At 38.6% G+C, this 23,850-nt stretch carries 18 protein-coding genes and 2 tRNA genes; 9 read left to right on the forward strand and 11 right to left on the reverse strand.

Annotation, left to right across the window (positions count from 1 at the left end):
- The first annotated feature begins 8 nt into the window (after positions 1-8).
- Both R2Q78_RS01630 and R2Q78_RS01635 read left to right on the forward strand, forming a co-directional pair.
- Positions 9-1,568 carry a sodium:solute symporter family transporter gene (locus R2Q78_RS01630; protein ID WP_316788266.1) on the forward strand — a complete coding sequence of 520 codons (1,560 nt, stop codon included), beginning with the start codon at positions 9-11 and terminating at the stop codon, positions 1,566-1,568.
- A gap of 13 nt (positions 1,569-1,581) precedes the next feature.
- Complete coding sequence (locus R2Q78_RS01635) at positions 1,582-2,013, forward strand: L-rhamnose mutarotase (RefSeq protein WP_316788268.1); 432 nt, start codon at positions 1,582-1,584, stop codon at positions 2,011-2,013.
- Between the two features lie 21 nt (positions 2,014-2,034).
- Here the strand turns inward: R2Q78_RS01635 and R2Q78_RS01640 are convergent, their stop codons facing one another.
- Entirely contained in the window at positions 2,035-2,892 is an 858-nt protein-coding gene (locus R2Q78_RS01640; RefSeq protein WP_316788270.1) for an AraC family transcriptional regulator, read from the reverse strand.
- 140 nt (positions 2,893-3,032) lie between these two features.
- On the opposite strand from R2Q78_RS01640, the gene R2Q78_RS01645 reads away from it, so the two are divergent.
- The 3 genes from R2Q78_RS01645 (at position 3,033) to R2Q78_RS01655 (ending at position 6,040) form a co-directional block, all read left to right on the forward strand.
- Entirely contained in the window at positions 3,033-3,425 is a 393-nt protein-coding gene (locus R2Q78_RS01645) for a VOC family protein (protein ID WP_316788272.1), read from the forward strand.
- 65 nt (positions 3,426-3,490) lie between these two features.
- Positions 3,491-4,261 (forward strand): GDSL-type esterase/lipase family protein, encoded by a 771-nt coding sequence (locus R2Q78_RS01650; protein WP_316788273.1) that lies wholly within the window; start codon positions 3,491-3,493, stop codon positions 4,259-4,261.
- 108 nt (positions 4,262-4,369) lie between these two features.
- The gene (locus R2Q78_RS01655; protein ID WP_316788275.1) at positions 4,370-6,040 is read left to right on the forward strand and encodes an alkaline phosphatase family protein; all 1,671 of its coding nucleotides are present in this window, start codon (positions 4,370-4,372) and stop codon (positions 6,038-6,040) included.
- Between the two features lie 30 nt (positions 6,041-6,070).
- On the opposite strand, the gene galA is transcribed toward R2Q78_RS01655, so the two are convergent.
- Both galA and R2Q78_RS01665 read right to left on the reverse strand, forming a co-directional pair.
- Positions 6,071-8,878, reverse strand: coding sequence for a beta-galactosidase GalA (galA, locus tag R2Q78_RS01660; protein WP_316788277.1), 2,808 nt, complete (start codon positions 8,876-8,878; stop codon positions 6,071-6,073).
- A gap of 246 nt (positions 8,879-9,124) precedes the next feature.
- Positions 9,125-9,197, reverse strand: a tRNA-Lys gene (locus R2Q78_RS01665).
- 738 nt (positions 9,198-9,935) lie between these two features.
- Here R2Q78_RS01665 and R2Q78_RS01670 point away from each other — a divergent pair.
- Positions 9,936-10,008 (forward strand) — tRNA-Lys (locus R2Q78_RS01670).
- Positions 10,009-10,825: 817 nt separating this feature from the next.
- On the opposite strand, the gene R2Q78_RS01675 is transcribed toward R2Q78_RS01670, so the two are convergent.
- Positions 10,826-11,560 (reverse strand): hypothetical protein, encoded by a 735-nt coding sequence (locus R2Q78_RS01675; protein WP_316788278.1) that lies wholly within the window; start codon positions 11,558-11,560, stop codon positions 10,826-10,828.
- A gap of 449 nt (positions 11,561-12,009) precedes the next feature.
- The gene (locus R2Q78_RS01680) at positions 12,010-12,606 is read right to left on the reverse strand and encodes a hypothetical protein (protein ID WP_316788279.1); all 597 of its coding nucleotides are present in this window, start codon (positions 12,604-12,606) and stop codon (positions 12,010-12,012) included.
- Between the two features lie 440 nt (positions 12,607-13,046).
- Here R2Q78_RS01680 and R2Q78_RS01685 point away from each other — a divergent pair, with 440 nt between their 5' ends.
- The 3 genes from R2Q78_RS01685 to R2Q78_RS01695 all read left to right on the forward strand — a co-directional run bounded on the left by R2Q78_RS01685 (position 13,047) and on the right by R2Q78_RS01695 (position 14,562).
- Positions 13,047-13,853, forward strand: coding sequence for a carbonic anhydrase family protein (locus tag R2Q78_RS01685; protein WP_316788281.1), 807 nt, complete (start codon positions 13,047-13,049; stop codon positions 13,851-13,853).
- Positions 13,854-13,875: 22 nt separating this feature from the next.
- Positions 13,876-14,238 (forward strand): PKD domain-containing protein, encoded by a 363-nt coding sequence (locus R2Q78_RS01690; RefSeq protein WP_316788283.1) that lies wholly within the window; start codon positions 13,876-13,878, stop codon positions 14,236-14,238.
- Positions 14,239-14,310: 72 nt separating this feature from the next.
- Positions 14,311-14,562, forward strand: a complete 252-nt coding sequence (locus R2Q78_RS01695; protein WP_316788284.1) for a helix-turn-helix transcriptional regulator — start codon at positions 14,311-14,313, stop codon at positions 14,560-14,562.
- 15 nt (positions 14,563-14,577) lie between these two features.
- Here the strand turns inward: R2Q78_RS01695 and R2Q78_RS01700 are convergent, their stop codons facing one another.
- The 6 genes from R2Q78_RS01700 to R2Q78_RS01725 all read right to left on the reverse strand — a co-directional run bounded on the left by R2Q78_RS01700 (position 14,578) and on the right by R2Q78_RS01725 (position 23,693).
- A complete protein-coding gene (locus tag R2Q78_RS01700) occupies positions 14,578-15,666 on the reverse strand; it encodes a GDSL-type esterase/lipase family protein (protein ID WP_316788287.1) in 1,089 nt (362 codons plus the stop codon).
- A gap of 78 nt (positions 15,667-15,744) precedes the next feature.
- Positions 15,745-16,281: an SRPBCC family protein gene (locus R2Q78_RS01705; protein WP_316788288.1), complete on the reverse strand. Its 537-nt coding sequence runs from the start codon at positions 16,279-16,281 to the stop codon at positions 15,745-15,747.
- 12 nt (positions 16,282-16,293) lie between these two features.
- The gene (locus R2Q78_RS01710) at positions 16,294-17,454 is read right to left on the reverse strand and encodes a TlpA disulfide reductase family protein (protein WP_316788289.1); all 1,161 of its coding nucleotides are present in this window, start codon (positions 17,452-17,454) and stop codon (positions 16,294-16,296) included.
- 32 nt (positions 17,455-17,486) lie between these two features.
- Complete coding sequence (locus R2Q78_RS01715; protein WP_316788291.1) at positions 17,487-18,686, reverse strand: thioredoxin family protein; 1,200 nt, start codon at positions 18,684-18,686, stop codon at positions 17,487-17,489.
- 79 nt (positions 18,687-18,765) lie between these two features.
- Positions 18,766-20,292: a RagB/SusD family nutrient uptake outer membrane protein gene (locus R2Q78_RS01720; protein ID WP_316788294.1), complete on the reverse strand. Its 1,527-nt coding sequence runs from the start codon at positions 20,290-20,292 to the stop codon at positions 18,766-18,768.
- Between the two features lie 11 nt (positions 20,293-20,303).
- A complete protein-coding gene (locus R2Q78_RS01725) occupies positions 20,304-23,693 on the reverse strand; it encodes a SusC/RagA family TonB-linked outer membrane protein (protein ID WP_316788295.1) in 3,390 nt (1,129 codons plus the stop codon).
- Positions 23,694-23,850: the final 157 nt, after the last annotated feature.

Consider the following 23,850-nt stretch of genomic DNA (forward strand, 5'->3'; position numbering starts at 1 on the left):
AGCCTCTTATGGATGTTTCATTAGCTACTATAGACTATGCCGTATTGTTTGGATACATTGTATTGCTGTTTTTTGTCGCTTTTTATCTCGGCCGGAAAAAAAAGAATTCTGCTGATATTTTTTTAGGAGGACGAAGTCTTTCCTGGTGGCAAATAGGTTTTTCATTGTTCAGTGCCAACGCGGGACCTATGATGTTGATTGGTTTTGCCAGCATTGGCTTTACTAAAGGAGTGGTAGGGAGTAATTTTGAATGGCTGGCCTGGATTTTTCTTTTATTACTCGCTATGGTGTTTGTACCACACTATCTGACGACTAAAGTTAGCACAATGCCACAGTTTTTGCTGCTTCGGTATGGAAAGCGATCCTATAATTTTTTAACCGTTTACAGTCTGGTTTCTATCATGGTGGTATGGCTGGGCAGTGGTCTGTACGCAGGAGGTTTGCTGATTTCGCAAATATTCAATTGGCCTTTGTTAAATGCCATGGTGGTAGTAGCTATTATCGCCACCAGTTTTACCACTATGGGCGGACTGAAGGCTGTGGTAAGGACCGGAGTATTTCAATCCTTAATTATTATTTTATCTTCAATCGTACTCACCATTCTATCTCTAAAAAAGATCGGAGGAATAGAACAACTCATAAATGGAGCTCCAGACTCATACTGGCATTTGTTTCAACCTGCTAAAGATCCTGAGTATTCCTGGGTGGCCATAGTATTAGGATATCCGGTTGTCGCATTATATTATTGGTGTACCGACCAAACTATTGTGCAGAAGTTGCTGGCCGCAAAAGATATTAAACAGGGCCAATATGGCGCTTTGTTTATTTCGGCCCTAAAAATTATAATGCCTTTCATTTTTATATTTCCAGGTATCATGTGCTTTGTGCTATACAAGGATATCGCTCAGCCAGATAATGCCTATATAACTTTGGTAAAACACCTGATGCCTCCAGGCTTGATGGGTTTATGCGTGGCAGCCCTGATCGCAGCATTAATTGATACTGTTTCCTCTGGATTAAACTCATTCAGTACTGTATTTACCTTAGATGTGGTGAATCAATACAAACCACTTAATGAAAAACAAAAGCGATTTGTCGGTCGCATGGTAACAATAGCAGCAGCTATAATGGCCTTATTGATTGCAATATTATATTCTTATTCAGGAAAGGGTTTCTTCGATCTAAGTCAGGGTCTCGTTTCTATTTTAGCCCCACCACTTTCTGTTGTTTTCTTAATTGGTGTGCTCTGGAAAAAAGCAAATAATAAAGCGGCAGAGATCGTACTTTACGGAGGCGGTCTGCTGTGTATCATATTGGGATTTTGTCATATCCTAAACTATCCATATAAAGGCTACTGGCCTCACTTTTTAATGCTGTCTTTCTACATATTTTTAGCATTAACTACGCTCATGATTGTCATTTCAATATTTACGAAATCTGATCACAAGAATCCACTATTGTCTATTGCCGAAACCAATAAGCAGTTTGAATACAAATCAGCCAAAGTTTGGGTGCTCTGGGGAATATTAGCTGTTATTATGTGTTGCATTTATATTATATTCAATTAAAGAATTATTTAGTATGAACAGGAGAAATTACTATAGTTTGTGGATTTTATGCTCGCTGGCGGGACTTTTTTTATCCTGCCAAAAACCTGTCGATCATGAAAAAACAAAAGATCTGGTCTTTGTCGTGAACCTGGTTGACGACGAACAAAAAGTGAAGGAGTACTTGGCCTATCACCAGAAAGTATGGCCGGAAGTTGAGGCTGGTTTCAAAAAGGCAGGGTACAGAAAAATTAAACTCTATCGTTTTAACCGATCAGTTGTGATGGTAATTACGGTGCCGGAAAATGCAGATTTAAATCGTATGGGGCAAATTGCTGAGGCTTATGACAAAAAATGCAAAGAATGGAATCAGCGAATGGATGCTTATCAAATTGGGGTTGACGGTGTAGCCGATGGACAAAAGTGGGCTCAGACAGAACAAATCTATTCTTTTATAAATCCATGAGTCTAATGGCGGATCGACAATTTATTCAGCATATTGTTTCATAAATGTTCTGGGTGATTGACCTTTAATCTCCTTGAAATGCTTGTTGAAGTTGGATAAATTGTTGTGTCCGCTTGCATAACATGCCTCTGTTATGTTATAGGTTCCTTCTATGAGTAACTTTGCGGCAAAGCCGATTCTGACTTCTTTCACAAAATCCAGCAGGGTCCGGTTCGTCTTCATCTTAAAAAACCTGCAAAAAGCCGCCGGATTCATGTGGACCAGATTGGCGACCTGGGCTAGAGAAATAGTGCCTTTAAAGTTTTTGAAGATATAATCATAAATTAGATTGATCTTATCTGCATCTGCGGAATTATCAACAATATTAAAACCCGGTGTGGCCAAAATTGTGTACTCATTTGATTCAGCCAATACATCAAGCAGGCGCAGCATTAAAGATGCCCGGTGTAAGCCTCTTGCAGAGAGCATTTCCAGTAACAAGGCTTTGGCTGTTGTCATGGTAGACCCGGTAAAACGGACTCCTTTGGATGCATTGTGAAACAGATCTTTTAAATGGCGGGCCTCAGGTTTTTCAAGCAAATCCTTGCCTAAAAAATCAGGAAAAAAATGCACAACTACCACGTTTGGCTGCTGTACATTTGCAGTTTCGTAATATTGCCAGCAATGAGGAAGATAGCCTCCCATCAAAACCAGGTCCGCATCTTTGAAATCTCCTATATGATCGCCAATAAACCGCTTTCCTTCACAGTTTTCTATCAATGCAATTTCAAAATTGAGATGGCATTTCATATGAGTATATCTTTTTAACTCTATAGGCTCCGTCCGAATCGTAAACGATTGATTAGGAGGGAAGTTAAAATTTTCATATATATATTCCATGACACACTCGTTTTAATAAATATGGTCATTTATGCTAAAAAATGCAAAAATATTTTCAACTAGTTGATATCAGGAATAATAGTTGGTATTAACAGCTCAATTTAGTTAAATTCGGATAACAGAACTTAAAAACTAAAATTATGAATCAAAACATCGTCTGCTGGTTTGAAATCTATGTTAAGGATATGGAACGGGCAAAGAAATTTTACAATGCTGTATTAGGAACTAATTTCATAGACAGTCCGATGCCCGGTGATTCTCCTGGAGGTATGAAAATGTCATTCTTCTCACCGATGGAAAATCAGGGCGTTTCAGGAGCTTTAATTGAAATGCCAGGTACCAAGGAAGGTGACGGACACTGTGTCAATACAATGGTGTATTTTCCATGCCAGGACTGTAGTGTGGAAGAAGCCCGCATTCAATCTGCAGGCGGAATGGTTAACCGTTCCAAGTTTTCTATCGGAGAATATGGCTTCTGCGCTATTTGTGTGGATACTGAAGGAAATCCGTTTGGTTTATTTTCTATGGAATAGTACAGGATTAGTAATTAGGCTATATTTGAATTTTCCAGCAATTTAATCATCAATTTTAAAAGTAAATGAAACGTACCGTTAATTATGCCTGTCTGCTTCTGGTCTTTGTTTTGACTTCTTTTTCCGGAAAGAAAGAAAAAAAAATAAATATTGTTTTCATAGGTGACAGCATTACTGAGGGTGGTGCTTTGGCACATCCAAAAACAGAAGCTACACCCATCTATGTCGCTGAAATTCTAAAACACAATAAAAATATTAATTCAGTAGATATCAGTAATAAAGGATTTAGCGGACATACTACTGTAGATTTTTTGCCAGAAAATAATATTGATTTCCCAAAAGTAGTACAAGCAGCTGACGCCTTCGCACAAGATAAAACAGCCATATTGCTGTTCTCTATAATGCTGGGTACAAATGACAGTGCCATTTTCGGACCGAATGGCGCACCAGTACAGGCCGCTCAGTATAAAAATAATCTGAATACCGTGATCAATACCTTGATAAAAAAATACCCTGGTGCCAGATTCGTCATACAGTATCCACTTTGGTATAGCCCAAATACTCACAATAATGCTGGCTATATGCAGGAGGGGTTAGATCGTTTAAACAGCTATTATTCACAAATAGAAGCACTGCATGCGGAGTATAAACTCAGCGATCCAGGTAAGATCTTTTTAGGCGAAAAGGCCGTTTATAGTTTTTTTGAAAAGAATCATAAAACATTGTTGAAAGCTGAAAACGGCAAGCATGGTGTTTTTTATCTGCATCCTAATGCAGGGGGTTCTGAAGCATTGGCTAAATTTTGGGCAAAAGGAATTTTAAAAGCAATTAAGTAAATCCAATAAAAAAAATCATTGAACTGATATTATTGTTTAGTATTTATTAACATTTATCCTGAAAAGGATTAACTTTAACATTTGCTAATCATCCCAAAAATCAGTTCAATGAAAAATTTCAAAATCACGACAACATTCATTTGCCTAACATCTACTTTGCTATTCGCTTTAGCCTGTAGAAAGAATGGAAATGCAATTGCATCGGAAACCTTATCCCTCAAACCGATAAATACAACTCAATCTGCTAAGCCCAGGAAAGTTCTTTTTATAGGAATCGACGGTTGTGTCTGGAAAGCAATAACTCCCGGCAACGCACCAAATTTAAGTACTTTGATGAACACGTCATGGACTAGTACTAATGCGCTAGCCGAAACGCCTACCTGGTCTTCAAACGGTTGGTCAGGACTATTTACAGGGGTTAGTGTCACTAAACATAAAGCTTCTGATAATAGTTTCTCCGGTTCAGATTTTGTCAATTATCCTTCATTTTTTAGAATAATTAAGACCAGCTTACCAACAATGCGTACTGCTTCAGTTGTAACCTGGGCATCTATAAATAATTTCATAGTAGCAACAAATGATGTAACTGTAAAAGTAAATAGTGCTTCAGATGACGCTACTGAGAAAAGAATTATTCAAGAAATTACTACAAACAATACTGATGTCGCATTTTGTCATTTTGATAATGTAGATCATGCTGGCCATGCAAGTAACTACCGTATCACCACGCAGATGTACATGGATTCTGTAAAATCGGTGGACGCGAGGGTAGGAAGAATTTTAAATGCGCTAAAAGCACGGCCTACATATAGTGATGAAAACTGGCTGGTTGTTGTATCAACTGATCACGGGGGTGATTCTAGTCATGGGGGATCCAGTTATCCAGAGCAAAATGCATTCATTATTTTGAATAATACGGCCATTACACCTCAATTGATAAACACATTGCCAACAAGTGTTGTAGAAACTAAACCAAATTCAATCTCCGCGCTTAACTTTCAAACAAATGTTTATGGACAATTACCTGCCTTGAATAATCTTGATCTAAGTGCCAACGGGAGTTTTACAATTGAATTTAGGGTAAGGGCAACTGCAACAACAAGTGATCCGGTCATCTTGGGCAATAAAAATTGGGCAAGCGGATCCAATAAGGGAATTATTATTGCAAATCGAAACGGAAAAATAAGAGCGAATTTTGGAGATGGAACAGATAGACTCGATCTTGATGGTATAGACCTTAGTGATCAGCTTTGGCATCACGTTAGCATTGTGGTCAACCGAACTGTACAAAAAGCAATAATGTACGATGGGGGAGTCGAAGTGGCAATCGGAAATATTTCTTCGATAGATGACTTGCAAAGCGGAATACCTTTTAAACTGGGACAGGATGCTACCGGGACTTACAATCCTTATTTTACAGGAAATGTAGCAGAGATCAGGATGTTCAAATCGGCTTTATCTGCGGCAAATATCAGTGCAAATTGCTTTTCATCAGTAACCTCCAGCCACACTCAAAGTGCCGATTTAGTGCTTTACACCAAGGGCAATGAAGGCGTAGGCAATGTCTACAATGGCACACTGGCAGCACCTGCTATTAGCATTCTGACCAATAATGGAGCAAGCATTACATGGAGCTCTTTAGCCACAGCAATGTTTTATCGCAAAACAATTGATTATCATGGTGCCCCATATCTTTACGATGTTGCGCCAACCATACTCAAATTTTTAGGACTAAGCCGTCCCGCAAATTATGACGGACAAAGCTTGCATAATTTTTAATTTTGTTAAATTTGGGATACACTTAAATTTCTATTCTACCGTAACGGCCCCGCCTAACCCTGCTGATGTGCCTTTGCTTCCTTCAACCATAATATTGAGTATTCTTTCTCCTTCTTTTGGCGGTAGTGCAATTTCTACATCTTCTTCGGTAACTGTAGTTTTGGTTTTAGCCAATTTACCATCTAACCAAATTTCGGCTTTGCCTTTTAGCTTTTTGATTTTAATAGTGGCGCCTCTAAGTTGTTGTTTTTTGAAAGGTATAAAGGTTGACCTAAACACCGTAAAGTTTCCTGTAGCAAAATTTTGAAGACTTCCTGCTTTAACTGCTGCCCAGGTATTCATATCTGTTTCACCAATTGATCTTATAGGATCTTGTTTTTCATTGGTAAACGGTGACATGATCCAATTAAGATTAATTACCGTAGAAAATTCCGGTACAAATGCTGGAACAGCTGAATTAACCAACGCAATAGTAGCTGAACCTAATTTTATGCCATCAGCTTTTGCTGTTATCGTAATAGTCCCTGTTGCGCCTTCTTTACTTTGAATAATCAATTGTGCCAAACCGTTGAATAAGCTTCTTTGATTTGTTTTTTCGGACACATGATTAGTGGGGTCGCCATTTCCAGTACCAATAATAGCGGCACCATCACTTATTTCAAAAGTAATATGATTGTTGGCAGTAGGCACAGGCACTCCTTTTTTATCTAATACCTGTACGGTAATAGGCATCGCATCCCAGCCGTCGTTTTTAAGTGTTTTCCTATCCGGAATTAGCTGAAGCTGATTAGGCTGACCAGCAGTTTCAACAACAAATTTGCTTACTGCTTTTTTATCCTTATTGTAACCTACAGCCGTCAATTTACCTGGCTGATAAGGAATTTTAAAAAAGTTCATCTCATAATGATCAACTTTCTGTCCACCTATAAGCTTACCATTTAAAAACAAAGCAATACTATCGGCATTTGACATGGCCATAACCCTTATATTTTTGCCAATGCTATCGGTTGGCCAATTCCAATGCGGCACCAATTGCAAAACAGGGATATCATTACGCCATTGCGCTTGATGAATCCAAAACGCAGTTTTCGGAAATCCACATAAATCCATTATACCAAAAGAAGAGCCGGTAGAAGGCCATTCATTAGGTTGGGGCTCTCCACGATAATCAAATCCCGTCCATACAAAACAGCCAGCCAAATACGGACGTTGATCAACCATTTTCCATTCAACTCTGTTGGTAGAGCCCCAAGGTTGAAAGTTTTCATCGTAAGAAGGTATGTAACCACGCTTTTTATCAGCAGCATAGACTCCACGTGTCATCACTGCCGAAACATCTTCTGAACTAAACATTGGTTTGTTTGGATATTTCTGATGATACTCATCGTAATTATCTTTCTGGTAATTAAAACCCACCACATCTGCAGCGTGCGATACGTTGAGCTCACTTAGTTGTCCACCACTTTGTGCGGCCGTAACAGGTCTTGTTAAGTCTAATTCTTTTACCTTAGCACTCATTAAGCGTACCATTTCATATCCCCTTGAATCTCCTTGAAACGGTTCTTCGTTAAAAACCGACCATATAAATACACTAGGCCTATTTCTATCTCTACGAATTAACCATTGTAATTGACGTATATATTCATCCCCGGTATTAAAGTTTCTGTTTTCGTCCATCACCAGCATACCTAAACTATCGCAGGCATCTAAAAATTCTACAGATGGGGGGTTGTGCGAACAGCGATAGGCATTGGAGCCCATTTCCTTCAATTTTCGAATTCTAAACTCCCATAATGCATCTGGTACGGCATTGCCAACACCTGCGTGATCCTGGTGATTACAAGTACCCTTTAGTTTAATGTTCTTGCCATTCAAAAAGAAGCCTTTATCGGCCGTAAATTCTATCGTACGAAAACCTGCTTTAGTAATTACCCGATCCGTAGTTGTTTCATTTCGTTTCACACTCGAAACAATCTTATAAAGCTTTGGATTTTCTAAAGACCACAAAGTAGGGTTGTCAACTGTTAAATTAACTTTGGCTATGGCTTGTCCAAATACAGGAACCGTAACGTTGGCCGATGAAATCGCCAGTACTTTATCGGTTTGATCGACGACCTTAACCTCCACACTAGCATTTTCAATTTTTACCCCACTGTTTGCCACTATAACTTCTGCCGGAATTGTCCATTTTTGATCTTTTTTTACCGGATTTGCATAAACCCCATCAGTAATGATGTGTAAAGCGTCTCTTTTAACCAGCCAAGTATGACGATAAATACCAGCACCTTCGTACCACCAACCTTCGTGTGTCACCGCATCAACTTTAATTGAGATGATATTAGGTTCTCCATCATATTTAGCTAATGTGGTAATATCGATATAAGATGAAGTGTAGCCACAAAAGTTATGATGAACTATTGTGCCGTTAACCCAGATCGTGGCATTTGTTGCGATACCATCAAACTGTAATTCGATATTTTTTCCTTTATCCGCTTCTGTAAGTTGAAAAGAACGGCGATACCAGCCATAACCTCTTTTACGATAACCTTGAGAGATATTTTCTGTAGAATCGAAAGGCATTTCTACTGCCCAATCATGTGGTAAATTAAGTTTTCGCCAACTTTGATCATCATAGGTTACCGCAGCTGCGCCTGTTGCGGCACCAGCTTTTGAGGTGCCATAAGAAAATCCGTGGCCCTTTACAATTGGAAAGGGAATATCACCTAAATGAAAACGCCAACCTTTATCTAGAGAAAGTTTTTGGCCTGTTGTAGTTGTTTGTGAATATGCACTAAAAAAGAATAGCGATAAGATTAAGTAGGTAATAATTTTTTTCAATGTGGGTCGTTTTTGAGTTATCGTTACTTTGCTTATAGTCTGCGGTATTTTTGCAGTCTGTTGCCTTTTTAAAACGCTCTTTAAAAGCATCCCTCAATCTCTCTTGTCAAAGTTCAATCTCAGCTTTATCGAATGATTTTTATCTTTTTCCACGACATATTGCCTTAAAAAGTGATATCAAATTTAGACAAAATGTTTACGATTTACAAAAAAAAAGCCTCCAAACTAGAAGTTTGAAGGCTTTTGTGATCCCGCTGGGATTCGAACCCAGGACCACTACATTAAAAGTGTAATGCTCTACCAGCTGAGCTACGGAATCATCTCTTTTTTGAAGAAGTGCAAAAGTATAATTATTCTTTAGCTTTTTTCAGTCATTTACAGATTTTCTTGAAATTTACCTCTACCGCATTTTAATTCAGTCTTTTAAATATTTGAGATTTCAAAAGTAATAGGTATCTCATTTTTTCCGTAAGGATCTTCCATATTCAATAAAGAAGTGGATAACATCAATACATTGGACGACTTGAGACGGTTATTGCATTCGATTAAATACCAATCTTTACGTACTCCGCGGTATTTTAATCTTGTTTTCAACTTACTTAAATATTGCCCTAATTTTGGGTTTTTCCTGCAAAAGCAAGAAAATAGCAAGAGAGGAGCAAGAGAAAATAACAGCTCTACTGCAATGATTGTCTTATCCTATTGTAGCTATATCCTCCATGATTTGGTTTTGATATCGGGAATGAGAATGCTGAATCCGATACCGTGGTAGTAAGGCGTTATGCAGAAGCAGGCATCTTCCTGCTGAGCGAAAAGTTTTCCGAGAAGAGCTGTTCATGTATATCTGGCATTTGTAGCTGAGGATCGCAAAACGAGAAGTAATAGTCAATATTTAGGAATTGTTAATGTATTATAACCTTTTTGCAATAATAATCAGCCTTAGAATCAACACACTATACATTTTATAGATTAATAATTTGCAGAATAAGTATCACAATCCTATATTTGCACCACTTTAAACGGAAACGCTTAGAGTGAAAGTTCAAATAAGAACGATGATTCCGTAGCTCAGCTGGTAGAGCATTACACTTTTAATGTAGTGGTCCTGGGTTCGAATCCCAGCGGGATCACGAAAGCCTCACATTCTGTGAGGCTTTTGCATTTATACTCAAATAAAGATTGCGAAAATCCAAAGATGATGAGTAAATTGCAAGTAGAATCTATGGAGGACGATATGAAAAAAGAGCCTGAAAACATTGTTAATGAACCTTTGGAAGTATGCATCACAAAATTGTCCGATGACGAGCGTTTACGAAGAGATGTTTTTCGTTCTGATATGGATAAGCTGAAACTTTTTACTAAAATGTTAAGAACGAACAGCATGCTCAATAAAGCGGTAGTTATTCATAAATAGTTATTATGGATGTCTTAGATGATGCACTAATTCAATTTTGGCGTTCCTTAAATAAGCATAATGTAAAATATATTATGGTTGGAGGGTTTGCGACTAGGTTTCATGGTTTTAACAGAAGTACTGACGATCTGGACATTTGGTTACTTGATTGGGTATTTCAGCGAAAGTGGCCAGTGATTCCGCATTTAAACTGACACCTCATTTCGGTTTAAACTGACCCCTCCATTTCGGGTCAAAGTGGCCGTTTTGGCGGTATCAGGCAATTTTTTACTTAGTAATATTGATTGGCTGTTTCGGCTAAATCTGCAAAATTAAAGCGTCTGCGTTGAGATCAGGAGGTTGCCTGGGGTATTCTCCACTGAGAATGTTAAGTCGTTTCTGAGCTTTTATTTGAGAGGTTTGTTAAGAGGAAGTAATAGGCAGCTTGAGTAGTCAATTTGAATCAAAAACACGATCAAGGAGCGATCCAGTCAATTTATGGCAAGGTGATCTCGCTTTTGAAATTTGCTTTTAGATTGAGTGTATTTCCGTCTCTATTTAGCATTCAGAAAAATACGCTCAGTGAATTCCATTTTGTCCTTGCCGATGATTTCATTAATTTTTACCAAAAAGTCGTCTAGTTCTCTAACCGCAATAGCATTGTACCCGGGTGAAGGAACGAAATAGACGCCGTCAGATTGTATCAGTAATTTACGACCATCAGTGGATACCATTCGTAGGCTTCCATTAGACAAGCTGTAGATGCCATAGGTCAAATTGTTAAAATCTAGGTTTAATTTATTCGTAATAGCAGATCCGTAATGAAATGTTTTTAAAAGCTCACCCTTCTCATATACTGAAAACAAGCCCTTGTCTTCACGGATAAAACAATTTGGATATGAATGCTGTAATCGAGAAGAAATAGAATCAGCTTTTGGCAGTATGGGATGAACTTTATGTTTATTTATATAAAACCATCCGGAACTGAAATCGCCATCAGGTGCTAATCCTAGAGATCGATTCGATATCGTCAGCCTCAGATCCCCTGTTTCGATCCGATAACCAATGGATTTACCTTTCTTAGCAAAAACAAATTGGCTTTTGAAATCTCCCAGGTAACCGCGGTCCTTATCATTTAATAAATAGAGATTCTGCTTTGGATAGTATCTTAATGTGTCAATTTCCTCACCCAAAAGTTTGTGCTTTTTTAGCACGAATCCATTCTCGTTAGTACAGCTGGGCAATATTCCAAAAACTGAAAAAAAAATAAGCCATGAAACTCGTTTCATTAAAAATTTATTTAGCTGAAATTAATAAATTATGGTTTTGATGGAGTTGACGGTATAAAACTATGCTTTAATACCTTAAGATTATTTTTTTTTTCAAATTACCAAAGAAATCTCTTTGTATAATTTAGTGAAAAATTTCTTATATTCATATATAGCAATTGCAGCTAAAATATTCCAAAAAAAATGGTGAGCGATTAGGTGAGTCAAAATCGAAAACCCGTATCAAGTACGTTGAAGGAAAGCACTATCCTTATAAAATGTACACCTTTTCAAGGTAATCTTTAGATTCTAGAGATTTTTTTAAAATAACTGATTTATCTTTAGAAGATTGGTTAACTTATTAAATGAAAAAAAGCTTGCTGGCTTTGAGAATTTCCGTTGTATTGATTCTCATAATCAATATTGTTCACTTACAAAAAGGTTTCTGAATTAACTAGAAAAGAGCAGCCTTATTTTATAACATACCCCACAGAACCAAAAAGCATAGGCTTAAACCCGAAAAAAGAAAGATTGTAATTGGCATGAGTACTGATCCCAGTATTGGCATTGAGGACAAGCCTTCTTTGAGCACCTACAGCCTTTTGATAACCGATTATCAACCCGAACATATAATTTTGCCTGATGGACTCAACATCTTCATTCATAGAAATCACTGGTGCTGTATAAAATTTAAAACGGGCACCAGCATACATGCCGGAATTATTGCCGGTATAATCTCCTTTCCTGTTGTCCCTCGCTCTTAAGAAATAATTCCGATACTGTATATTCAGATATGGTGAAAAATAGATTTCAGGCTTGAGTACATCTGAGTTTCGGCCTTCTTGTGCGCTTTTATCATAATACTTGTTTAGGTTTAGTGAACTCACACTTCCGTATCCAAACCCAATAGCAGTATAGAATGTACTATTTCCGGAAAGACTAAATTCCGTTGCCACGTGAGCATCCAGGACATTTGTATTGAAAGACAACTGTAGTTTTTTTTGCTGAGCTGAAGAGGTATTAGTGAGCAAAAAAAGCAGGAAAGCGAGAGCAATTATTTTTTTCATAGATATGTTACGTAATAAAGATATAAAAATGATCATAAATTCATGTTTTTTAATTCCCCTTTTAGGAACATAGTAAAAATGGGTTGTTAAATCATTATAATTCATAGCATTATTTTCTTACAATCATTAATGAAAGCATTTTATGTTTAGATCAGCTGAATCACAAAAAATCTCCAGGTAATTCGAGGCTTTTTTGGTTTAAATCTCCATGTATTAACTACATTATCAATTTATTTACATTTTTTGTTCTCAAATAAAATCCAAAGAAGATGAGAGCACAACTACGCTGGGGCGGGCCATCAGTCTTGAATAAGATTTAAGATTTTAATCAACCAAAGTAAGGCAGATGTCATGGATTGCAAAAGATTTAATATCTAAGAAAAAGTTTGTTTAAAGGAAACTTTTTTCACAAATTTGATGTGGTTTTTAGACAATACGTGATGGAAATGATTAAACGATTGATTACAAAACAATACAATACCATCCGAGGCCTGAAACTAGCAGTTACACAGGTAGTTATTATTTTTATAGCCTTTGTCGGTGCCGGCTGTAACCGGAAACAAAACAACCAGGTTACAAATCAGGAAAAACACATTGTAATTGAGCTTAGACAACAACCATTACGTGAAAGAGTCTACACCGCCGAAGAACAGCGAATTCTAAAGCCCGATACGGTAATTGAAAGACTAAAAAGAGGAAATCTAAGATACGTAAACAACGATTTAACCGCCCGCGACCATTCTACCATGGTTCGTAAAGCCGCTAAGGGGCAATACCCAAAGGCCGTCATCATTTCTTGCCTGGACAGCAGGGTTCCGGTTGCTGACATCTTTGACAAAGGCATCGGCGACTTATTTGTAGGAAGGGTTGCCGGAAACTTTGTAAATGAGGATTTGTTAGGAAGTATAGAGTACGGTTGTAAAGTGTCGGGAGCAAAGCTTGTTCTGGTATTAGGTCACGAATCCTGCGGTGCTATAAAGGCAGCCATAGATGATGTTAAACTTGGTAACATCACCGCAATGCTTAGCAAAATCAAACCAGCAGTGAGGCGCTCACAAGATTTCAAAGGAGACAAAACATCGAAGAATAATGAGTTTGTAGAATACGTAGCCAAGAATAACATATTAGAGACAATAGCGAAAATCAGGTCGGGAAGTGAAATTTTAAGAGAAATGGAAGCGGCCGGTCAAATAAAAATTATTGGAGCTTATTACCATCTAAGTTCAGGAGTGGTAGACTTTTTGTGATAGTAATCAATTATCTAATCTTATGAAAATACAAATTAAATTAACAGCACTGGTATTAATGATGATAATGGGCTTTGTTTCCTGTAAGAAACAAGCAGCAGGTATCATCGATTGTTTAGGAGAATCTATTCTGACAAGTTTTAGTCATACTACTGATGCCAACAATCCTAAAAAAGTCAATTTTGTCGTGAAATACTCAGGTAGTCATACCCTTAGCTCCGTAAAATTCGAATTTGGCGACGGGCAAACGGAAACAGTTGCAGGCACTACGGCTTCTCATACATATGCTGGTGCAGGCACTTATTCTGTAAAGGCTAGGGTGACATTAAAGAACAATAAAGCGACCTGTGAAGTAGATCCTGTAAAGCAGGTAGTGGTTAACTGATCAGCACTTCAGGTAAGGGTGAATTTCCAAACTTTAAAAAGGATTATTAAATTTGCCGTCTAAATCAAATAAATGGAAGAGAACGATTTTGTATCCATCTGGCTTGAAGAGAACGGAAATCCAGCAATAAAGGAGTTAACGGAGATAAATATGGACCTCGCCGCTAAAGCAGTCGAAATACTGGCCTATCAAGGTCTTTCAGAAAATGATCTTGCTGTCTCTTTGGATATTAATCCTGACGAAATCAAAAGGTGGCTTACCGGCAGACATTCATTTAGCATAAACATGATACGTAATATCTCAGAAACGCTCGATATAAAGTAAGGAAGCGCTAAATAGTTACCACCTGATATTTGTTTCAATGAATTTGATCAGCTGGTCGGCCATAATCTGCTGCTCCGCTCTGTTAGGGTGTCCGTCGGTTTTCTTATAGGGGAAAAACAAAGTATAAATATTTGCATCCTTAGTTTTTGCCACTGCCTGTTGAATATATCCTGGCCATTTAGAACCATCTTCTGTAGCGTTCATATTGCCCAGTGCACATATGATTCGAGCTTTTGGATAAACCCTTCTGATATTTTTTATGAAGTTATAGTAGGAGTTAATGATAAAATCTTCTGTAGGTTTGGCTGTTCCAAATCTCGCTTTGAATTGAGCATGTGTAGGGCTATTGACCAACCAGTAATCGTTTTGGAAAAGGTTTACAACTACGATATCAGGTTTAAAGCTGTTAAAGTTCCAGGTACTCTTCGGATCCATTGGATCAATCCTATTGTATATTTCAGGCATGATTTCGGGAAACCAACTGAGCATTATACCAATGCCACTCCGTGCAACAATGGATTGTTGTGCATTAAAATGTCGGGAAGTTAGGGCTGCATAGCTGTAATAATTGTTGAAGAACTCTGGTGACCCGGCTGGACGTCCGGCATCGACGGGATCCACGCTATGCCCGGCTGTAATCGAGTTTCCATAAAATTCAATTTTCCGTTTTGGCAGTGCTGCAGGCTTCGTCAATTTTCCGTTTGATTCGATTTCAAAACTATAGATCACATTTGCCGAAGTGCTGTTTGATGTTTTGTAAAGCTGGAGGGTGTGAGGACCTGGTGTTACATCTTTTGCAAACGTGAATGTTCGCTTCAGGCTATCAGAGCCAAATTTTATTGCCTTGGAGATATCCCCATCAACTATGGCATAAAAGTATCCTTTTTCCCTCAATGATTTCATGGTGACCTTAATGGAAGATCCTACATAGTTAATCGAAGCAGAGGTGCCAGGCCAATACAGAACTGTAGAATCTTTTGTCTTTAAAACCCGTCCCATATAACTAATATGTTTATCTGAAGCTTGAAAAGATACCTGTGCCGAGGTTCTGAGTCCGATGAAAACACATGTCAATAAGAGATACAATTGGATAACTTTACGCATGTTTTAAAGTTATTATTTTCCCGGAATATAAAAAGCCCCTAAACTTTAGTTTAGGGGCTTCTAATAATTATATTTTTTTTAATTCATCCGGGCAGCTGGGATAGACTTTTTTGTCATCTTTTCCAAACCAAGGGCATAACTGTCAAATTCTGCCGTCAACTGTGCGATTAGCGCTTTTTTTGCTTCTTCGTCACCCTTAATCAGAGCTCGCCATGTCACATTCGTTTTGCTGTCTTTAGCCTTAATAAATATGGCAAACTCTGCTGATTTAATTCCTTTAGGGAGGTTAGTGTCTGCAAAGTCTATTGCGATCAGTCTATTGTGTGGCTCATTCTGAGTGATATTTTCTATACGGCTCCCACCATTTGAAAAAACAATCTTTCTAGATACCGGACTATTGGCGTCTAGAACTTCAATGGAGCTTACATAACCATTAGAGGCTTTTTTTAACATTTCATTGTTGCTAAAAACTTCCCATGTCATGTCTAACTCCATATTGATGTCCACGCTTTTGCTAATGTCCCATTTAACCGCTTGGGCTGCACCCATTTGTGCATAGGTTTTAACAGAAGTTAAACTGGTCAGGAATAACAAGGATAATATGATCTTCTTCATTTTCTTAGGTGTTTAATTGCCAAATATTTTTTTCATGGCTTTATCTAACGATTCTCCACGAACATTTTTCTCTACAATTTTTCCGTCTTTATCTACAACAACCAGGTAAGGGATGCCGCTGAACAGGTAGGAAGCCATAACAGGTTTAGATTCTACAGCGTTGATCTGGGGCCAGGTCATGCGTTCTTCATTCATGGCTTTTTTCCAGTCAGCCGGTTTTGCGTCAACTGATACAGATAGAATCTCAAGACCCTGGTCTTTATATTTTTTGTATACTTCTTTTAAGTGAGGAATTTCCTGACGACAAGGTCCACACCATGAAGCCCAGAAATCGATGATCAGGTATTTTCCTCTAAAATCTTTAGGACCCCATTTTTTTTCGTTTACATCAGGAAAAGCAAAATCAGGTGTTTTTTGTCCATCAGCAATTTTTGCGGCCTGGGCAATTCCATCTAGAATTTCCTTTTTCTTGTTTTTAGCCTGCTCCAGGTTAGGGAATTTTTTGGTCAGGTTATCAAGTGTAGACATGATCAGGTCCATATCTCTTTTAGTACTCAGGTTATTCAAAGCATACAATACTGATGGTTGGTCCCTATACTTGTGAACAAGATATTTGATTCTGAAATCCATGTCTTTGCCCAATTTGTCGTAACCATCTTTCATGTATTCTATCCATTTAGGCTCTTTTGCAAGACCTGCTTTATACATTTCCTGACTTACAGCAATCATGGTTTGATAATTCAGATAACTTGCCAGATTAACATCATTGATCACATCATTCTCAGCGGATGTATTTTCCATATAGATATATGGAGGGTTTTTGATTTTCATTTTAGCTGTATCAATCCCCCTAACATTCACGTGGATATTGTCATTATTTGCCCAGAAATCAATACGGTCAAAATAATAAACGCGCACCTGATAAAAGTCAGGCTTATCAGCAGGTACTTTAAATGAAAAATTATTGTTTGCATCTACTTTTGTACTGTCAATTGCTTTAAATGCTCTTTTAAAACCTTCGCCTTCATATTTGCCCAGGTAAATCGGATATTTATTTTCTGTGTCAGGAAACTTTACATTTCCGGTAAAAGTTACTGTTTTTCCTTTTTGGGCAAAACTGCTGCTTAGAACAAACAGAACAGCAATTGCCAACATTAAACCTTTTTTAATCATTGTTTTTTCGTTTTATATATTTAAGTTAATTTTTAATCTTTCATTATCGGAGGGGTCATTTGCCCCTTTTGCATGGCTTCTTTTCTCAAGTCCATCGCTTTATTGGCCATTACCTCTGCTTCGGCGGTTTTGCCCTGTTTCTTCAGGATCCTTTTTCTAAGATCGGCCAGTTGTATGCTGGTGAAAAGGTCAGGATTGTTCTTTTCCAATTGATTAGCCCATTTAGTAGCCTCATGATAGTATTTGGCAGGTGCCGCAGTCACGATGTCATTGGCGGCGCTGATTACAAAACCCGCTTTTCTTGGAAAATCATTATCCGCCATTACTGCATCCACTTTTGCTGAAAACTTACCCCACTGGTTTGCAGCGGCAAATTCGATCAGATCCAACTGGGCGAGCATTGATACAGCACCGGCGGTAGGTTTTGCCTGCAGTTTCCTGATGGCAGCAGTAATTTCTTTAGCCTCTTGCAGGTTGGTCTTTTTCTCATAAGATCTTTTTACAGCATAAACAGACATGTTCATAGTACGTTCGAAATACATGTTTACCTGGTTCGCTGTGTATTTCTTTTCCAGCTCAGCTTTGTTTGCATATAAATAAGCAAAGGCCTGTGAAGATGGGTTATTGAGGTATTTTAAAGCAAGTTCCCAGTTATTCTTCTCCAAGAGGGCTGACTTAGGAAGGCCATCAAAATACACTTTAGCTACTGTACCCATCTTTTCTGCTTCATAGGCTTTTTCCAGTGCTTCCATATAGGCAATAGCTGTAGCCTCTGAGTGGTCGCCGGAATTGAACTTTTTAGCCAATCCAAAAGCGGTGCTTTCTGGTTTCATCGCCTTTCCGGCTTCTGTCATAAATTCAGCCGCCGACATACTACCTACGATTTTGTGTACCACTTCTCCATCGCCATTAATGAACAAATAAGTAGGGTAGGCGCTTACACCATAGTTGTCTTTTAATGCAGGGCCTTCGCCTTTTTCCATGTCGTATTTTACATTCAGAAAGGTATTGTTGAACATATCCGCAACACTATCTTTAGTAAATACATCCTTGGCCATCATCTTACAGGGACCACACCAGGTGGTGTAAGCATCAAAAAAGATGATCTTGTTTTCTTTTTTTGCTGTTGCCAGCTGTGTTTTCCAGTCCGCTTCCTTAAATAGGATCTCGCGGTTTTGTGCTGAAGCAGTTAGGGCTGCGATACAGGCAAGTCCGGTTAATAGTTTTTTCATCGTGTTAGTTTTGTTTTATTGCTATTCTGAGCGGAATTTAGCATAAGCCCGGGCGGTTGAATACCCAGGCTCATAAATATTATAACTGATTTTGATCCAGGTTAGGGTTTAGCTGAATTTCTACCGGAGGCAGTGGAGAAACAATACGCTTATCATTCGGCTGAATGGTTAATGGCTCAGTGAAAAAATAGTCAGTATAATTTCGCTTCATCGGTAGCCCGTTGCGGAAATAATCATATGATCCATGACCTTCCCATGCAAGTTCTAACCTGCGCTCATTTAACACCGCCTGAAAAACAGTCATATTTGCTGTTGCCAGGCTAATTGTTGTCCATGCCGGTGCTGTGGCCCTTGTTCTTACTGCGTTAAGTGCGATTAATGCGTCAGCATTATTACCAATTTTTGCCAACGCCTCTGCTTTGTTCAGATACATTTCGGCAATACGCAGGTAGGGCGTTCCGCTCCTGGTACGTGCGCTGAAATCGAAGCCTCCTGCCGGAGCAATCTGCTGGTAATTGAATTTATTAACGGAATTCCTGCTTTTGTTGGTTAAGGTTATTCTCTTGTCGTTTTCAACAGTTATAAAGTTTTTTCTAAGATCTGTTGGGTTTTCGTTCAGTATCGCCATGTAATCGGGTGATGCAGCATATTCCCCCTGGTAAGGATTACCGAAAACATCTCTGGGCGTTAGAAATTCGTTGATATAATTTCCATTCGCATCGTCATGTCTGAAAGCAAAAATATACTCTTTGTTGGTTTTGCTATCTACGGCAAAAGATGTGCTGTAGGCTGTTCCCTGCAAAAGTGTGTACTTAGGTGATGCAATTACCTTATCTGCATATTCTACTGCTTTGGTGTTATACTCGTTGACAGGCGCAGTTGGCGTACCACCCATATAAAGATAAACCCGCGACAACAACGCCCATGCTGCTTCTTTACTGGCATAGTTATTTGGGTTACCCGTCCTTGGTTGATTCATCAAAGAAGCAGCCTTTTCAAGATCAGTAATGATTTGCGCATAGACTTCTTTTACTGTATTCCTTTTAGGTTTATAGTCTTTATCTACCAATGAATTTAGAGACAGGGGAACAGCGAGTCCTGCGGCATTATTTTCGTAATATGGACGACCATAAACCCTTACCATATTGAAATAGGCGAGTGCTCTAAGGAAATAATTCTCACCTTTGAGTTGCTCATATCCAACTCCTTGCCCATCAGCAACGGCGTCAATAATTTTGTTGGTACCAGATATGATACGAAAAGACATTCTCCAAAAAGAAGCTGTTGGTCCCTGGCTCGGAGAATTGTTAAAAATATAACTGTCGTTTCTGGTTTGTGGAAAAGCCTGAGTTACTGATAACAAATTATTTCCCTTCAGTTCACTTAGATTGAACCAGTTCATGGCATATTGTGTATCGCCAGCTGTACTGGTAACCATAAGGGCATAATTGCCATTTGTGGCCAGGGCCAGTCCATCAAGGGTGACTAAGAGTTCTTTATCTGATTTATCATTAAAAGGCCTGATATTTTCATCAATTGCTTTTTTGCAGCCAAATAATACAATTGATGCAAAACATATATATGCGGATAGTATGTACTTTTTCATTGTCTGCTTTATTAAAATGTTAATTGTAAACCCAATAGATATTTACGACTTGCACCATAACCGGCACTCACACCATAGTTATTGCTGTCTCCGGCAAGTGTTCCTTCAGGATCAACTCCGGTAAAGCTCTTTTTGGTGAAAATGAACAGATTGTCACCGCTTAAGAAAATATTTGCGCGGTTTAATTTTGCCTTGTTGATCAATGTGGCAGGTAATGAATAACTTAATCTTACGTTACGTACCCTGATATGACTGGCATCTTCCCAAAACCTTGACGTATTTTGGTCGGCTCCATCTAAACGACCACGATAAATCATGGGTTCTGTAGCATTGTCACCAGCTTTTTGCCATATTACCTGCCCATTTACTGGTTTAATCTGGTTGTTTTTCAATACATTGTTACCCTCTGATGAAAAGAATGTACTTCTGGCGTTATTGTACAAAACATAATCAGCAGCGAAGTTTAACAAAACTGATAATTCGAAACCCTGGTAACCAAATGTATTTACCATACCACCATAATATTTTGGAGTGGCTTTGCCAACATATTGAAATTGTGCAGCAGCAGCATCTCCGGATAAACCTGCTGATACCGCATCATAACTATTCACTATTTTGCCTACATACGAATTGGTAGCGGCGTCAAATTCCAAACGTTCAAATTGGGGTTTGCCATTTTCAGGATTTACACCCATCCATCTAATGGCACGAGCTGTACCAATGTCATCACCCTCTTTAATAATTCCGAAATATCCATTAATAAGACTTCCGTTATATAGCTTAGTTACCTTGTTTTTGTTGAATGTGAGGTTAAAACCAGTTTCCCATGTAAATTTACCCGTTAGGTTTTTCGTCGAAAGTACGAGTTCAACTCCTTTATTTAACATGGCCCCGATGTTTTGGAATTGACTGGGTACACCAAGTACAGAAGCAGTTGCGACTTTTTGCAGCAGGTCTGTATTGCGTTTTCTATAAAAATCGGCGGATAAGGTAACCCTGTTAAATAAGCCGATGTCTATTCCCAGGTTTCCTACATAGGCACGTTCCCAAGTGATTTGCCTGTTGCCCAACTGGTTGATGATACCTGCCGGATCGCCGCCATATTGATAGTTAAAATTGTAAAAACTTTCAGTCAGGAAGTCCTCACCTGCAACTTTTCCGCTTGTTCCATAACTGGCTCTCAGCTTTAAGTTGGTCAGGTATTTATTGCCACGTAAAAATTGTTCATTTGTAGCAAGCCATGCACCGCTTACTGAATAAAAGTGTCCGTCTCTTTTGTCTATTCCAAAATTAGTAGAGTAATCCATCCTGTATGATGCATTGGCAAAATACCGCTCATCATAATTGTAATTACCTTCCGAGAATAGAGAATAAGAAGCCCTCACATAACGCTCTCCGCTGAAAGATTTTCCACCTAAAGTATTCCAAACTTCGGCCGCTGCCGATGGTACCTTAACGCCTGTTGGCATATTTCGTACCGCAAGCGCATTGAATTCAGAACCGTTCTTGTTGTATTCAAAGCCACCTAATGCGCCTACAGTATGCAAGCCAAACTGTTTACGTGCGTTAATCAGGTTAGAGGTCATGAAAGAGTAAAGGTTGGTTTTCCGTTGTGACATTCTTCCTTTGTCGGCAAGGCCAGTCAGAGAAAGACGGTCTTCGTAAACTTCACTATTTACAAAGGTGGTGTTGTAAGAGTTATTTGAAGATAAAGTTAACCAATCGAATACCTTGTATTTAGCTGAAAATACTCCTAGCACCTGCTGGGTCTTAGTGATGTTACTGTTGTATGGCAGGTCATACAATGGATTTTCATAAACTTTACCAAAAGCATCTGTACCTAATGTTTTTTTAGGTATTCCATTGTCGCTGTCCAATGTAAACCAGGGCAGGAGGTAAAGCGCATTTGATCCGCTGATCGGACTTTTGTTACCCTTGTCAAAAATGGTGCTTATATTGGCATTCAGGCTAAGTTTGCTGGTGATATTATGATCCAGGTTTAATTTAAAACTGTTTCTTGACAGATCATTTCCTTTTAAAGGTCCTTGTTCATCATAACGGTTCGCTCCAAAATAGTAACGTGTTTTTTCCGTTCCACCTGAAAGCCCAAGGTCTACTGTTTTTATTAATCCGTCCCGATAAAGTTTGTCATTCCAGTTTGTGTAGGTGCCCAGGACAGATGATGCAGGTAAATACTTCGTCAGGTAGGCTTCCTCTGTTAATCCTTCAGATGCTAATTGAAAAGAGTTTAGCAACATTTTCTTCTGATAGTCGTAAAGCTCCTGGGTATTCATAAATTCAATTTTACCCATATACCTTTTGCTAACACCAAAAGTGCTGTTGATATCCACTTTCATGCTTCCAGCCACACCCTTTTTTGTAGTGATGACCAACACACCCTGACTGGCACGTGAACCATAGATCGCAGTGGATGCAGCATCTTTTAATAGAGTAATACTTTCAATATCTGTAGAAGAAACGATGTCGCTTGGATAAGCTACATTCGAATAGATAATTCCGTCAACCACAATCAGTGGGTTAAGGTTGTTGGTTACACGAAGATTAGTCGTGCTCTCTGTTATTGGTAATGTACCCTGTCCACGTACCACAAAGGAAGCCCTGTTGTTCGGATCGCCTGAAGGCTCTGTGATGTACATCCCTGCAACCTTTCCTTTCAGCAAAGAAACCAGGTTGTTGCTGGTTACACCCTCCAGTTGCTTTGCACTGAAAGTCTGTAATGCGCCGGTAATTTCACTGGCTTTCTTGGTGGTATAACCCGTGATCACCGCCTCCTGTAACTGAGCAATAGCAGGATTTAAAACGATATTTATTTCTGAGTCATCAGTCTCAGTAATTACCTTTTGAATGCTTTTGCTTTCATAGCCGACAGAGCTGAAAACAATGCGGTAGGTACCTGCGGTAAGATTTAATGTGAAATAGCCGTTGTCATCTGTAATGGCTACAATGTTAGTGCCGTCAACCTTAACCGATACTCTGGATAGAGGATCTTTTCCATCCGTTACCCTTCCACGAACTGGTTTTCTGGCCTCAGGACTATCGTCTTTGCCACTAAGCTCTGTTTTTGGTCTTATAATGACAGTATTACTAACGATGACAAAGGTCAATGGCTGATCGCTTAATGCTTGTTTAAGCGCCTGGTCTATGGTTGCGTTTTTTAGCGAAAGATTTATTTTTGCCGGGTTTTTTCTAAGCAGGTCTACTTTATAAAAAAAGGAGTAGCCACTCTGCTGTTCGATTTTTTTAATGACGCTTTCTATGCTTGCGTTTTTTTCACTCAAGCTGATGTTCTGGCTAAATGCTACTGCACTTGCCTGAAAACTGATGATTAGTAAGCATATAATTAATTTCATGACTCTTAATGCGTCTAAAATTTTATTCATATTTTTGTTTGGTTTAGTCGTGGCGTTACCGGTTCCCTTTTTTAAGAGATTCAGTGTACCCCGATGTTGGTTGATAATTAATGTGGTCTTCCCAGATTTCATTTTTATTTACCTGAAACTTAAGTCCGGAGGTGGTCGAAACACTTCCGGCTTTTTT

The organism is Pedobacter frigoris (genome assembly GCF_032678645.1).
Taxonomy (GTDB): domain Bacteria; phylum Bacteroidota; class Bacteroidia; order Sphingobacteriales; family Sphingobacteriaceae; genus Pedobacter; species Pedobacter frigoris_A.